This window comes from Neobacillus sp. PS3-40 (assembly GCF_030915485.1).
Classification (GTDB): domain Bacteria; phylum Bacillota; class Bacilli; order Bacillales; family Cytobacillaceae; genus JAUZPL01.
In genome coordinates, this window is record NZ_CP133266.1 from 1,681,841 (window position 1) to 1,695,557 (window position 13,717).

Annotated in this window: 14 protein-coding genes; 4 read left to right on the top strand and 10 right to left on the bottom strand. The window is 37.7% G+C overall.

The annotated features are described in order from the left end of the window. Window positions 1–527: 527 nt before the first annotated feature. The 6 genes from RCG20_RS08550 to RCG20_RS08575 form a co-directional block, all read right to left on the bottom strand. Window positions 528–884, bottom strand: coding sequence for a toprim domain-containing protein (locus tag RCG20_RS08550; protein WP_308183803.1), 357 nt, complete (start codon window positions 882–884; stop codon window positions 528–530). A gap of 254 nt (window positions 885–1,138) precedes the next feature. Further along, window positions 1,139–1,522, bottom strand: a complete 384-nt coding sequence (gcvH, locus tag RCG20_RS08555) for a glycine cleavage system protein GcvH (protein ID WP_308183804.1) — start codon at window positions 1,520–1,522, stop codon at window positions 1,139–1,141. A gap of 32 nt (window positions 1,523–1,554) precedes the next feature. Then, window positions 1,555–1,911 (bottom strand): arsenate reductase family protein, encoded by a 357-nt coding sequence (locus tag RCG20_RS08560; RefSeq protein WP_308183805.1) that lies wholly within the window; start codon window positions 1,909–1,911, stop codon window positions 1,555–1,557. 559 nt (window positions 1,912–2,470) lie between these two features. Beyond that, entirely contained in the window at window positions 2,471–4,255 is a 1,785-nt protein-coding gene (locus tag RCG20_RS08565) for an acyl-CoA dehydrogenase FadE (protein ID WP_308183806.1), read from the bottom strand. Between the two features lie 72 nt (window positions 4,256–4,327). Further along, window positions 4,328–5,503: an acetyl-CoA C-acetyltransferase gene (locus RCG20_RS08570; protein ID WP_308183807.1), complete on the bottom strand. Its 1,176-nt coding sequence runs from the start codon at window positions 5,501–5,503 to the stop codon at window positions 4,328–4,330. Between the two features lie 110 nt (window positions 5,504–5,613). Then, a complete protein-coding gene (locus RCG20_RS08575; RefSeq protein ID WP_374120535.1) occupies window positions 5,614–7,953 on the bottom strand; it encodes a 3-hydroxyacyl-CoA dehydrogenase/enoyl-CoA hydratase family protein in 2,340 nt (779 codons plus the stop codon). Between the two features lie 237 nt (window positions 7,954–8,190). Here RCG20_RS08575 and RCG20_RS08580 point away from each other — a divergent pair, with 237 nt between their 5' ends. Beyond that, window positions 8,191–8,322 carry a YuzL family protein gene (locus RCG20_RS08580; protein WP_308183809.1) on the top strand — a complete coding sequence of 44 codons (132 nt, stop codon included), beginning with the start codon at window positions 8,191–8,193 and terminating at the stop codon, window positions 8,320–8,322. 146 nt (window positions 8,323–8,468) lie between these two features. On the opposite strand, the gene RCG20_RS08585 is transcribed toward RCG20_RS08580, so the two are convergent. Further along, window positions 8,469–9,386: a proline dehydrogenase gene (locus RCG20_RS08585; protein ID WP_308183810.1), complete on the bottom strand. Its 918-nt coding sequence runs from the start codon at window positions 9,384–9,386 to the stop codon at window positions 8,469–8,471. 214 nt (window positions 9,387–9,600) lie between these two features. Between RCG20_RS08585 and RCG20_RS08590 the strand changes: the two genes are divergently transcribed. Continuing rightward, window positions 9,601–9,879, top strand: a complete 279-nt coding sequence (locus tag RCG20_RS08590) for a hypothetical protein (RefSeq protein ID WP_308183811.1) — start codon at window positions 9,601–9,603, stop codon at window positions 9,877–9,879. A 28-nt stretch (window positions 9,880–9,907) separates the two neighbouring features. Beyond that, the gene (locus tag RCG20_RS08595; RefSeq protein ID WP_308183812.1) at window positions 9,908–10,240 is read left to right on the top strand and encodes a spore coat protein; all 333 of its coding nucleotides are present in this window, start codon (window positions 9,908–9,910) and stop codon (window positions 10,238–10,240) included. 49 nt (window positions 10,241–10,289) lie between these two features. Here RCG20_RS08595 and RCG20_RS08600 read toward each other — a convergent pair whose 3' ends face one another. The 3 genes from RCG20_RS08600 to RCG20_RS08610 all read right to left on the bottom strand — a co-directional run bounded on the left by RCG20_RS08600 (window position 10,290) and on the right by RCG20_RS08610 (window position 12,697). Continuing rightward, window positions 10,290–10,535, bottom strand: a complete 246-nt coding sequence (locus RCG20_RS08600; protein WP_308183813.1) for a DUF2573 family protein — start codon at window positions 10,533–10,535, stop codon at window positions 10,290–10,292. A gap of 90 nt (window positions 10,536–10,625) precedes the next feature. After that, entirely contained in the window at window positions 10,626–11,795 is a 1,170-nt protein-coding gene (locus RCG20_RS08605; protein WP_308183814.1) for an FtsW/RodA/SpoVE family cell cycle protein, read from the bottom strand. A 143-nt stretch (window positions 11,796–11,938) separates the two neighbouring features. Then, entirely contained in the window at window positions 11,939–12,697 is a 759-nt protein-coding gene (locus RCG20_RS08610; RefSeq protein WP_308183815.1) for a DUF4931 domain-containing protein, read from the bottom strand. Between the two features lie 197 nt (window positions 12,698–12,894). Between RCG20_RS08610 and RCG20_RS08615 the strand changes: the two genes are divergently transcribed. Further along, window positions 12,895–13,677, top strand: coding sequence for an undecaprenyl-diphosphate phosphatase (locus RCG20_RS08615; protein WP_308183816.1), 783 nt, complete (start codon window positions 12,895–12,897; stop codon window positions 13,675–13,677). The last annotated feature ends 40 nt before the right edge of the window (window positions 13,678–13,717 follow it).

A 13,717-nucleotide genomic window follows, 5' to 3' on the forward strand; every position in this document is an offset into this window, starting at 1 on the left:
CATTTTAATTAACATTTTTAATGTTTGTGATAGGAAACGGAACCCGTTACAAAATTATGCTGATTTCATTAATAATTTACTATAATTACAAACAAAGTGAGAACTCCTTATTTTTGGAGTTCTCACTTTGTTTAATAAAACTTATATCCATAATCCTTAAGCATGGTTTTTGTATTATCAATGTTTGTCTGTACAATCTTATCAAGATAAAAAGGATGTTTTCAGATTTTTCTACTTGAGTTGATTGGAGCGGAGGGCACTTGACTCCTGCGGGATTTGAGGGAATGGGAGACCCCACAGGCGGTACGCCGAGGAGGCTCCCATCCCTCCCCGCGGAAAGCAAGTGCCCGGAGCGGAAATCAACGGACACAGTTATGGTCTAAATCAACCATTTATGCGAAAGAGTCTTTAAAAAAACGATTGTAATTTTACTTTTTTTAGAACATTAACGTGGTGGTGAGTAGCGCTATATCAGTTTTGTATCAAGGATTGTAATTCATTACGATTCCATTCATGTACGAACTACCTCAGCCCATCTCTAAGTACTCAGTAAATACATCGATATTTGCTCCTAGTAGGACAGTTGCAAGGTGATGTTCAGGAGCTGTTGCTACTTCACGATACATTTTATCAATATAGAGATGCTTTGCTTGAGGAAGCCCCCTTTTAAGCTGTTTTCTCAGTTTTTCACCAGATTCATCCGCATCAACCAAAATATAGACCTCTTTATCTTCTAAGAAATCAATCAATTCATCTAATTTCGTAATACCAATCGTACCATTTGTACAAATGATTTCAACGTGCTCTTTAATAATATTCTTAATCCTTTTCTTATCGGATGTTCCTTCAACAATAATTACTTTTTCTAAATAAGAATCTATCATGAAATCACCCATAAATTATAGTTATAGTTTTTTGCTTTTATCATACCCTATTCAAATTTTCTAAGTATGCCTTCCCTTTTACCTATCTATGTATATTTTAAAGAAAACTCGCAAAGGCGTTGTTGCCCTTATGCAATTTGAGTGCAGATTATTTATCAATGATACTCACCACTTAGTCCGTTAACAAAGAAAAACTTTCTTATAAGCTAAAAATGAAAAAAACACCTCAAAAATCAAGGTGTTTTCTTTATCTATTAATGATCTTTAAGCAACTCTTCATATTGTTCTGCAGTCATTAGTTTATCAACTTGGCTCTTGTCAGAAACTTCAATCACAATCATCCAGGCTTTTTCGTATGGAGATTCATTGACATTCTCAGGATTATCATTTAAGTCTTCGTTAATTTCTACAACCTTACCACTAATAGGAGCATAAAGTTCAGAAACTGTTTTAACAGATTCTACACTACCAAATGGTTGGTCTGCAATAATTTCATCGCCTACTTCAGGAAGTTCTACAAAAACGATATCTCCTAATTCATGTTGAGCAAAATCTGTAATCCCAACACGAACTTGATCGCCTTCAACTTTTACCCATTCATGTTCTTCGGTATAACGCAAATCCTTTGGTGTAGTCATTTTAAATCCCTCCGTTGTTTTTTTATAAAAATTTAGAGCCACACTTTTTCAAAAGCATCAGCTTTGAATCCGACGGTTACTTTTTCGCCATTTGTCAAAAGTGGCCGTTTGATTAACATACCGTCCGATGCCAATAAATCCATCAGCTCCTGCTCAGTAGCTGATTTCATTTTATCTTTTAATCCTAATTCACGGTACTTATGGCCACTCGTATTGAAAAATTTCTTTAGTTCGAGGCCACTTTTTTGATACATTTCTGTTATTTTATCCCGTGAAGGAGGATTTTCAACAATATGTATTTCAGTATAGGTCAGTTGATGATCATTTAGCCACTTCTTCGCTTTTTGACATGTACCGCAATTTGGGTACCAATAAAAAGTTAATGCCATCAGTTTCACCGCCATCTTTTCCATTAACTCTTTTCTTCAATTTGATATTACCATAATAATACGCAATTTCATATATGAAAGCGCAATCTTTTGGAAAACTATTCTATTAATAAGGAGTTCAATTATTTTTCAAAAAGTTCTTCTCCATCTTGAAAATATTTTTCTACTATATTTTTATTAGGCAATGTAAGATAACTTTGTTGATTATTTTTGACAAAAAATAATCAACAACATATCTTTACTCACCGATTAGAATTTTTATGTGCCTTGTCCTTTTTCTCCACACAAAAAGGCCAACCCCTTTCACTAATATATAGTAAAGTTTACCCTATATCATACTATATATTATGCTCTCATAAGGGGTAGGCTCTCTCAACATTCTTTTACTTTGGCTCTTTTCTTAAACTTTGTTGCTATTTGAAGGTAATATGGTGTGTTATATTAGTTTATCGATGAATCAGCAGGCAATTTTTAAGAAAAGAGCACGATATCATAGTAATTACGGGTTTTAGACTAGGTACAAAAAAACAATCTGTACAAAAACAGCCTTTACTTTAGATTAAACAATAAATCGTTCTGCTTCTATTAGTTGATCTGCAGCCTCTCGTTTCTTTGCAATTACATTTATCGGAGTATGGCGAGTAAATTTACGCAATGCGGAAAGTAGCATCCGGAGTGCATCACCTTGCTCCATTGCAATGATGGTCTCTTTTGCATGCTGCTCAATTTCATTAAAAGCCTCTTGGCAGAAAATTTGCGTATATAGAAGCTTCTGGTTGCTCTTCTCAAGTCCTACTTTGGCAATAGATTTTTCTGTCCGTAACACCACAGATTCCATTGCATAGGCATTTGAGATTATATCTGCTATATTCGCTAATACCTCCTGTTCCTTTTCGAGCGCCTTTCCATATTTTTGTGCAGCTAATCCCGAGGCCATGATACCAATTTTTTTCGCATTCATGACCAAATATTTCTCCTGTTCAAGTGGTTCATCCCCGGGTTCTTCAGGCAACAACATCATCAACTCTTCTTGAAGCATTTGTGCTTTTTGCAGTAATGGCAACTCACCCTTTAAAGCTTTTTTCAAATATGTTCCCAAAACGAGCAAACGATTAATTTCATTTGTTCCTTCGAAAATTCTGTTAATCCGGGAATCACGGTAAACCCTCTCTATTTCGAATTCTTGCATAAAGCCATAGCCGCCATGAATCTGGACGCCCTCATCAACTACATAATCGAGCGTTTCCGTTGCAAACACTTTATTCAACGAACACTCAATGGCATATTCTGCAATCGATTTAGCTACCTCTTTCCCATCTTTAATTTCTTCATCAGAAAGCTTGCTCATCCGTTCCTCAAATAAGCCAACAGTCCGATACACTGAACTTTCAGTGGCATATGTTTTGGCCGCCATTGTCGCAAGCTTTTCTTTCGTTAAATTAAATTGTGAGATTGGTGTTTTGAATTGTTGTCTTCCGTTGGCGTATTTTACAGTTAACTCGAAAGCATGCTTGGATGCCCCGACAGTACCTACTCCCAATTTATACCGTCCAATATTTAAAATATTAAAGGCAATCACATGCCCTTTACCCGCTTCCCCAAGAAGGTTTTCCTTTGGAACCAGTACATCTTGTAGAATCAATGTTCTTGTTGAAGAGCTCTTAATCCCCATTTTCTTTTCTTCTGCTCCAGTTGAAACTCCAGGAAATTCTCTCTCTACAATAAAAGCGGAAAAATATTCGCCATCAATTTTCGCATAAACCACAAATACATCTGCAAACCCAGCATTCGTAATCCACTGCTTTTCACCGTTTAAGACATAATGGGTTCCTTCAGCATTTAGTCTTGCTGTTGTTTTTGCACCTAGTGCATCTGATCCTGAGCCTGGTTCCGTTAAGGCATATGCTGCAAGCTTTTCTCCCGAAGCCAAAAGAGGCAAATACGTTTGCTTTTGTTGTTCATTTCCAAATAAAACAATCGGTAAAGAACCGATACCAACATGTGCTCCGTGAGAAAGGGAGAAACCCCCAGAGCGTGACATTTTTTCGCCTATTAATGCAGAGCTAATTTTATCAAGCCCTAACCCACCATATTCTTCAGGTACATCTGCACCTAGAAGACCAAGTTCTCCGGCATGTTTTAGTAACTTTACTGTCCGATCAAATTCATGGCTTTCAAGATATGGTACCTCTGGTAACACTTCATTTTTTACAAATTCCTCTGCTGTTTTTGCGATCATTTTATGTTCGTCGGTATAATCCTCTGGGGTGAAAACTCGATCAAAGGAAATATCCTCCAATAAAAAACTTCCACCTTTTATCATTTTTTCAGTTTGATTTGTCATTCGCTTCTCTTCCTCCCATCAACTATTTTTTTAAAACAGCATTTTTTTAGCTGACATTCCCAAGATTATCCTTTATAAAAGTTCAAACACACCAGCAGCTCCCATTCCTCCACCAATGCACATAGTTACAATCCCGAATTGTACATTTCTACGCTTCATCTCATGTAAAAGAGTTAGGGTAAGCTTTGCACCTGTACAGCCGAGTGGATGTCCGAGGGCAATTGCACCACCATTCACATTTACTTTGTCTTCATCAAGCCCTAGTTCACGAATCACCTGAATTGATTGAGAGGCAAATGCTTCATTCAGTTCAAATAAGCCAATATCTGAAAGTTCAAGCCCAGCTAGCTTTAATGCTTTTGGAATAGCAACAACTGGACCGACACCCATGATTTCAGGCGGAACACCACCGACAGCAAATGAACGAAATTTTATCAAAGGCTTAAGTCCAAGCGATTCTGCTTTGACGCGGTCCATTACCATAACTGCTGCTGCCCCGTCACTTGTCTGTGAGGCATTACCTGCGGTGACTGTACCTGTTATAGAGAAGGCTGGGCGAAGTTTTGCCAACGACTCTAAATTTGTGTCAAGTCGAACCCCTTCATCCTGCAAAAATTGTATGTTTTTTTCAGTAAGCCTATGATCAGCACCAACAGACCTAATTTTCACATCAACAGGAACAATTTCATCCTTAAATTTCCCCTCTGAAATTGCCTTTGCAGCCCGTTGATGGCTACGGACGGCAAAAGCATCCTGTTCCCCGCGAGAAATGCCATATTTTTTTGCTACTTCTTCTGCTGTATGCCCCATCCCCATATAATACTGGGGGGTATTTTCAGCAAGTTTGATATTGGGACGTACAACATGCCCCATCATTGGAATAAGGCTCATTGATTCCGCCCCTCCTGCAATAGCTGTATCCGAGTGACCTAAGATAATCCCTTGGGCCGCATAAGCGATTGCTTGAAGACCTGACGAACAATAGCGATTTATAGTGAGCGCCGGAACCGTATATGACAAACCTGCAAGTGCCCCAATAGTGCGGGCCATGTTCATTCCTTGCTCCGCTTCCGGCATTGCACACCCAAATATTAAATCATCAATATTCCCTTCATAATTACCCGCGCGTTTTAATGTTTCTTTAACAACGAGTGCACCCAAATCATCAGGGCGAACATGGGCAAGCGTCCCTTTCTTCGCTTTACCAACAGGGGTTCGTGCCCCAGCAACGATAACAGCCTCTCTCATCCCATTCCCTCACTTTCTCTTTAAAAATATGAATCCTCTATTATTGTCCAACCCCAGTACCTAGGCAGTTTTTATCCGTGAATAAATTTTGATCAAACACCAACACTTTTCTAGTTCCGAAGTGGTTTTCCCTTTAGAAGCATATGTTGCATGCGCTGTTGCGACTTTTGTTCAGCAACTAGGCTTAAGAATGCTTCTTTTTCTAAATTCAATAAGTATTGTTCATCAACTTCGGTTCCATATAGGACTTTTCCGCCCGAAAGGACATACGCTAGCTTCTTCGCTATTTTTAAGTCATGTTCAGAAATATAGCCAGAAGAGAACATTGCTTCTGCTCCAAGCAATAATGTGGCATATCCCGTTTCCCCGACAACAGGAATTTTTCTGCGTACTTTTGATTTATATCCTGTTTCCGATAGCCTAAGGACAGCTTGTTTTGCGTCAAAAAGTAGATGGTCGCTATTTACACTGATTCCATCTGCAAGATCTAATAGATTCAGTTCGCGTGCCTCCTCAGCAGATGTTGATACCTTAGCCATTGCAATCGTTTCAAACACCTTATTAGCAACTTTTTGCAGGTCAAATTCAACACCATGAGGCAAATTTTCCAGATGTTTTATATAAAGCTCTTTATTGCCTCCACCACCAGGGATTAAGCCAACGCCAACTTCCACTAGACCCATGTAGGTTTCGGCCGTTGCCTGAATGTGCGCAGCCGGAAGACAAACTTCTGTACCCCCGCCAAGTGTCATCGCAAAAGGTGCTACAACAACTGGTTTAGTACTGTATTTAATCTTTTGCATCGCTTGCTGGAAATGACGGACTACCAGATCAAGTTCATAGATGTTATCATCCTGAGCTTCCATAAGGATCATTGCCAAGTTTGCCCCTACACAAAAGTTTTTCCCTTGGTTTCCAATAACGAGTCCTTTATAATTTCTCTCTACCTCGTCGATTGCAAAGTTAATCATCTGGATAATATCCATACCAATCGCATTATTTGGCGAATGGAATTCTAGCAAGACAACTTCATCGCCTAGATCAATCAGGCTCGCACCACTATTTTTTTTAATAACTCCTTTTTGTTTCTTCAATTGTTTAAGATTGATCACTTTAGGATTAACTGCAACGGATCTGTATTCGCCATTTTGATAAAAGCATGTTTGCCCATCCACCTCTTTATAAAAAGAATGGAAGCCTTTCGCAAGCATCTCGGTTATCCAATTAGGAATGGCTATACCAGAATTACTCATCTTTTGAACAGACTTTTCAAGACCAATGCTGTCCCATGTTTCAAATGGGCCCATTTCCCACCCGAAACCCCATTTCATTGCATTGTCGATGGCGACAATATCATCAGCAATTGTCCCAAGTAACTCCGCGGAATACATTAAAACTGGACTAAGGATATTCCACAGCAATTGTCCAGCTCGATCATTCGCATATACAAGTACTTTTAGTTTGTTGGATAAACCCTTTTCAAGCTTACTCATCTCAATAGAAGCAGTTTTTAATTTTTTACGCGGACCATACTGTAACGTATCTGTATCAAGTTCAAAAATTTCTTTACCCTTTTTAGCAAAAAAACCCTGCCCCGTTTTACTCCCAAGCCATCCTTTTTCAAGCATTTCCTTCATAAAAGCTGGGACAGTGAAAACTTCCTTTTCATTTCCTGATACCTGTTCGTACACATTCGTAACAACATGGACGAATGTATCGAGGCCCACGACATCTAGTGTACGGAATGTCGCACTCTTTGGACGTCCAATCAAAGGACCTGTCACTGAATCCACTTCTCCAACACTATATCTCCCCGATAGCATTTCTTGTAACGTGACCATGAGGCCATACGTACCAATTCGGTTGGCGATGAAATTGGGAGTGTCCTTCGCTATTACCACACCTTTACCAAGCACATCCTCACCAAATTTCCTCATAAAATCAAGAACTTTAGAATCTGTGAATTGGGTCGGGATAACTTCAAGTAATTTTAAATAGCGAGGTGGGTTAAAAAAATGGGTTCCAAGGAAGTGCTTTTTAAAATCTTCAGATCTGCCCTCAACCATGGCTTCAACCGAAATTCCTGATGTATTGGAGCTAATAATGCTACCTTGTTTCCGGTATTGTTCCACCCTTTCAAAAATTTGCATTTTAACACTTAGATTTTCAACTACTACCTCTATCACCCAATCAATATCTTTTAGTTTGTTAATATCGTCCTCAAGATTACCCGCTTCAATCAGAGCTAAATTTTTTATTGATGTCAATAATGCAGGCTTTTGTTTAACTAATTTTTGAATGGAAGAAGTACTAAAGCGATTACGAACTTGTCGATCCTCTAAAGTTAGCCCTTTTTCTATTTCTTCCTTTGTTAATTCCCTTGGAACAATATCTAATAGCAATGTCGGAATACCAATGTTCGCCAAATGGGCAGCAATTCCCGAACCCATTACCCCAGAACCTAAAACAGCAGCTCTTTTTATAAATTGGATCAACTTCATCTCCCCTTTCAATTCACTGAATGAATACTCATTCATTTTATTGTCAAAAAAAATCGGATCAACTAAATACTGTTATTTCTATAATAAAATATTTTGAAAATTCTCGCAACATTTGATAACCCTAAATAAATTTTTTTTGAAATAATTTATTCAGGAAGGGCAATCTAGTAGAGAGGTGATTTCAAAATGGGAAAAATAAAAAAAGACCCATCCAGAGCAGGTATAAGTGCCGCAAGCGTTAAAGGAAACGCCGGGCCAACAGTTGAAAGAGACGGCGGTGGGAAAGTAAATAGCCAGAATAACCAATTTAAGAAATAGGAACAACATGAAAAATGTCCTTCATCTTGGCGATGAAGGACAAAACTCGGTTGACCCAACATGCAAATGAACCATTCAATTGATTTGTTCTTTCTTGTTTGGAACTTCACAAGTAAACCCTTTGCTAGGGGTCAGCCTGTTTTGTCTTACTTTTTAAATACGCCTTTTAAAACAAATGCAACGTTTGCTGGACGTTCGGCTAATCTACGCATATTATAGCCCCACCAGTCTGTTCCAAATGGTAAATATACGCGCATATTATAGCCTTCTTTAAGTAACTCAACATGTCTTTCTGAACGAATGCCATATAACATCTGAAATTCATATTGATCCTTTGGAATTTTATACTCTTTGGCAATCTGCTTTGTATATTCAATCATCGCTTCATCATGAGTGGCAATCGCTGTAAAGTTTCCATTTAGCATATGCTTTTTAACAATCTTTTTGAAGCTCTCGTCCACATCTTTTTTATCAGGGAAAGCCACTTCCACAGGCTCTTTATATGCGCCTTTTACAATGCGAAGGTTTGGTGAAAATTTATTTAAATCATCAATATCTGCTTCAGTTCGGTATAAATAAGTTTGGACAACCGTTCCGACATTATCATATTCCGCCTTAAGTTCTTTAAAAATATCTAGCGTTTTTTGACAGCGTCCCGAATCTTCCATATCGATTGTGACAAACACATTGTTTTTCTTCCCTGCTTCAAGAATTCGACGCATATTTCTCATGATCACCTCGTCGGAAATATCCATCCCCATAGAAGTCATTTTCAAGGAATATTGGGCATCTAATTTTTCACGATTAATGGCCTCAATTGTTTTAATAGAATGATCCGTTCTTTCAACAGCAACTTTCTCCGTATCTACAAATTCACCTAAATAATCGACTGTAACGGATAGCCCTTTGCTGTTTAAATCCTTGATAGTCTGAACTGCTTGCTCAATTGTTTCACCGCCAACAAAGTGTGATCCACCAAGACGTAGTCCATACTTTTTCGCCAATTTATTAAAAGATTTGTTCTTTGATAAAAATAGGAAAAAATTTTTTAATGCTTGTTCCATTCTCTCTCCCCCTCTGAAAACCAATCTGAATGAACTTTATCTATTGATTAATACAGAACCTTTCCAATTCTATCTTACGAACCGAATTGTTTTTTAAGAATAATTTATATACTCTAAATTACCCTTTATTTCGATAGATTTTGCATAAATAGCCTCATGCAGAGAAATCATATAAGATGTACGAGTTAAAAAATATGATATAGGAGGGGTATTGATGCAGCAGCAAAATCTTACAATGCAAAATCAACAAGGGGTTATGCAACAGCCTCCAGGAGTTATTTCAACAAAGGATTCACTCTATTTGACTGATATGATGTCCTGGAATTTGTTAGCTAGTAAAAAAGCAAACTTTTTTGCCCAACAATGTCAGGATCAAGAATTAAAAGCTGAGGCGGAAAAGTGTGGGAAAATGCACCAGCAACACTACCAGCAACTACTAGGTCACTTAAATGAGCACCTAAACCAACAACAGCCGTTAAATAATATGCAATAAGCATTCTTTCGCAAAGGAGCAATCTGAGATGAACCAGCAAAAAATTCAAAATCCCGAAACACAGGTACCAAAAACACCGCAAATGAACGAGCGCGACTTTATCAATGACTTACTGACAACTGAGAAGTATATGACGACCGCTTATAGTATGGCTTTGCACGAGGCTAGCCACGAGGGACTTTACAATGACGTATTAACTATCTTTACAGAAACACAGAACAGCCAAAGAGATCTCTATAATTTAATGTTTAAAAAAGGATGGTACGCTATTGAAGCAGCTGACCAGCAAAAGCTTCAGCAATCATACCAACAGTTCCAAGGGTATACCAATCAATTTCCTAATGGGAATATGATTCAATAAAGAAAACCCTCTTATAACTAAAAAATAAACCGGAAGCATCGCTTCCGGTTTACTTTTGTCGATTTTGTTCATTTAACAACTTGATTTCCTCTATGATCTTTTTCATTTCATCCTTTGCTTCTGGGTACAGCCCGTTCCAATGTTTTGCAAGAGCCGGCATACTTTTCGCGATATGAGTATACAATCCCCAAATCCGTAGCTTCTCTTTTGCTTCCTCATTGGCGTCTCCAATCAAAAGCTCTGCATACTTTTCAATTAATGCATCGAATTGCTGGGCAAACACTTTTTTATCCACTTTAACACCTTCTACCCTCTAAAATAAGATAAATCATTTATCATCTAGCATAAGCCCCAAGCAAGTTTTCATCATTGAATAGGCTTGTACTTATGAATTAGTTGAGAACATATATTTTTTGTAATGATAGCGAATGGAAAAAATCAAGCCGATCCCCAGCATATTGCCCATTAACGAGCTTCCTCCATAGCTAACAAACGGAAGTGGAATTCCTGTGATTGGCAATAAGCCGATCGTCATTCCGATATTTTGAAAGACGTGGAAGGTAATCATACTGATAACACCAACACAGAGATACGTATAAAAATTATTCTTTGTTTCCATTCCAACTTTGGTAATATGGTAAATTAACAGGAAAAATAGACTGATTAGAACACTTGCCCCAACAAATCCAAATTCCTCCCCAATAATACTAAAGATAAAATCAGTATGGCTTTCCGGCAAGTAAATATCCCTGTGACCATATCCTTTTCCAGATGTTTCACCAGAGCCAATAGCAAGCAAGGATCTTGTTAATTGAAAGCCTGTTGTGCTTTGGTTATTATACGGGTCAAGCCAAGAATAAATCCGATCGAACTGATAGTGTTTGACACCTAGAAACTTTTCCAACACATCTGGTTTCCATAAAACAAAATAAAAAATCGTCGAAATAAGCGCAGCTCCTACAGAAAAAATAGGGGCTAGTAGTCTCCATGTAATCCCTGAAATAAAGATCATTCCTAACAATATAGCAAGAAAAACAAGCGATGTCCCTAAGTCCTGTTTGATAACAAGAATTACCGGTGCCATTGTTACAATTCCAAGCTTTACTAAGAGCCAGAAATCAGTTTTAACCGTCTTTATCATTGTCTTTTGATGATGTTCTTCAATGACCTTTGCCAGTGCAAGGATGACGAATATTTTCACAAACTCTGATGGCTGAAGTGAACCGATGCCGGGAACCTTGAACCAGTTTTTCGCTCCATTTATTACAGGGGCAATGCTTGTTGGCGCAATGATTAAAAAGCCAAGCAGGAATAGACCAAAGCCATATGCATACCATGTTAGTTTTTTTAATTGATCAGAATCAAGCGTAATAACACCCGCGATAATCCCACCACCAACCACATACCAAACAATTTGCTTTAAGAGAAAGTTTTCTTTATATTGTCCTGTCGCTTGCGCACTATAAATAGAAACGCAGCTAACCAAAAATAGCAAAAATAAGATAAGTATAAGGTTATAATCAAGTTTTGAAGTATTGTTTTTATTAGAAGTCATGTTCATTCTCCTTTAGTTATTTCGCAGGGAAAGGAACCTGTACAATACTTCATTATATTTTTTATTTAGGCAAAGTACAACTTTTATCTTGGATTGGATTTATTTGCATTTTTCAGGTAGCAAGAGGTACAAGCCCTCTTACCTCAAAAATAAATGCTTTGTATTTGCTCGACCATCCATTCAAGATTATTTGGAACTTGCGGGATACCATATCCAATATAAAGGGGCGTTGTAACCAACCGCGGCACAACCTTTGCATATATTTTTCCATTAAGATGATGAAAAAATATATTATAGCTTGTCACTTTAAATCGAAAGTGATGTAAGATATAATGCGCCGCAATCTGGATAAATTCCCCAAACTCTTCAATATAGCCTGCATCTGCCATTTGGATGTTAAATTCATAGAAACCCACTCTTGGCTCTGTTGAAAGATTAAATAAAACTCCATTCTGCATTTTTATTTCCATTCCATTAAAATACTCTTCCTTTGAACCTTCCTTATAATCAAGATCCATTAATCCGATGATTTGCATATGGGGGTGTGAGATTGATCCTCCAGACAAAGGACCATGGTTTTTTAAAAATAAAACAGATTCATAGCAACCACTATGCTCCATTTCTAGCCAGTGCTTTAATCCGAATTTTAGTAAACTATGTAAATGTGCTGGTTCATAGGTCGACAATTCATCTTCACAGGTATCTGTTTCAATCAATACAGTCTGGAAGGTATTCTCTAATACAGGGTATTTATTTTTCAACAAAATCATCTTGCCATCTTCCGCTAAAATATCTGTAAGCTGAGCCCGGTCACAAAAAGGGCATGGTTCCTGTTTATTTTTTATACTATTCGGCTTCATTACACCGATTGATGTATTAAAAAATAGGGAATGATTTTTCAAGGGAGATCCCCTTCTTTCCTGATGTCTTATATTTATTTTATGGCAGAGGTGTTTGATTTACCATTTTATTAAACTATCATTATACATTTTTATTTATGACTAAATGGGGCATTTTTTTAATGAAGGAAAGTTCTGTTTCATAGTTGAATATCCATATAAATAAAGGGACAACTATTAAATGATAAGTGAGGTATTTTATGTTAACAAAACTAGAAGCTTTAGTATTGGGAATAATCCAAGGCCTAACGGAATTTCTACCAATTAGTAGTACTGGCCACCTTTATTTAGGAAGAAACTTATTTGGATTGCAAGAGGCTGGTCTCCTACTCGATACAATGCTCCATCTAGGGACACTCTTAGCAGTAATTGTTTTTTATAAGGCTGAATTTATAAAAATGATCAGAAATCCTTTCAGCAAATTAACATTTCTATTAATAGTCGGAACCATTCCAGCTGTTGCGATTGGACTAGCCTTCAAGGACTTCTTTGATGAAATCTCCAAAACAGGGGTAACAATAGGTTGGGAGTTCTTAATTACGGGTATTTTTTTATGGTGTGCTGATTCCGCCAAAAATGGTAATAAAAAGATGGATGATATTACTTACAAGGATGCCTTTATCATCGGGACATTCCAGGCTGCAGCCATCTTCCCTGCTATTTCACGATCTGGTTTAACAATCGTTGCTGCACTATGGAGAAAATTGGACAGGGAAACGGCGGCATATTTTTCATTCCTTTTATCAACTCCAGCTATTGCAGGCGCCGTTGTGCTTCAATCCTTTGATTTAATGAAGGGGCAAGGAGAAGAAATTTCTTTTTCCGCCCTATACGTGGGGATCGCTGCCTCCGCCGTATTTGGCTATATTGCGGTTAAATGGATGGTAACCTTCTTGAAGAAACATTCATTAAAGCCTTTTGCAATCTATGTATGGGTGTTGGGCTTCGCCGTTCTCTTTTTCCAATTTACGGGGAGATTTTAAAGAAAACTCGCCGATTGGCGAGACCTAAGGGCAATGACAG

Coding starts and splice junctions, on each gene's coding strand:
- RCG20_RS08550 (WP_308183803.1), bottom strand. CDS start 884: ATGATAGATTCTTATTTAGAAAAAGTAATTATTGTTGAAGGAACATCC.
- gcvH (WP_308183804.1), bottom strand. CDS start 1,522: ATGACTACACCAAAGGATTTGCGTTATACCGAAGAACATGAATGGGTA.
- RCG20_RS08560 (WP_308183805.1), bottom strand. CDS start 1,911: ATGGCATTAACTTTTTATTGGTACCCAAATTGCGGTACATGTCAAAAA.
- RCG20_RS08565 (WP_308183806.1), bottom strand. CDS start 4,255: ATGACAAATCAAACTGAAAAAATGATAAAAGGTGGAAGTTTTTTATTG.
- RCG20_RS08570 (WP_308183807.1), bottom strand. CDS start 5,503: ATGAGAGAGGCTGTTATCGTTGCTGGGGCACGAACCCCTGTTGGTAAA.
- RCG20_RS08575 (WP_374120535.1), bottom strand. CDS start 7,953: ATGGGTTCGGGAATTGCTGCCCATTTGGCGAACATTGGTATTCCGACA.
- RCG20_RS08580 (WP_308183809.1), top strand. CDS start 8,191: ATGGGAAAAATAAAAAAAGACCCATCCAGAGCAGGTATAAGTGCCGCA.
- RCG20_RS08585 (WP_308183810.1), bottom strand. CDS start 9,386: ATGGAACAAGCATTAAAAAATTTTTTCCTATTTTTATCAAAGAACAAA.
- RCG20_RS08590 (WP_308183811.1), top strand. CDS start 9,601: ATGCAGCAGCAAAATCTTACAATGCAAAATCAACAAGGGGTTATGCAA.
- RCG20_RS08595 (WP_308183812.1), top strand. CDS start 9,908: ATGAACCAGCAAAAAATTCAAAATCCCGAAACACAGGTACCAAAAACA.
- RCG20_RS08605 (WP_308183814.1), bottom strand. CDS start 11,795: ATGACTTCTAATAAAAACAATACTTCAAAACTTGATTATAACCTTATA.
- RCG20_RS08615 (WP_308183816.1), top strand. CDS start 12,895: ATGTTAACAAAACTAGAAGCTTTAGTATTGGGAATAATCCAAGGCCTA.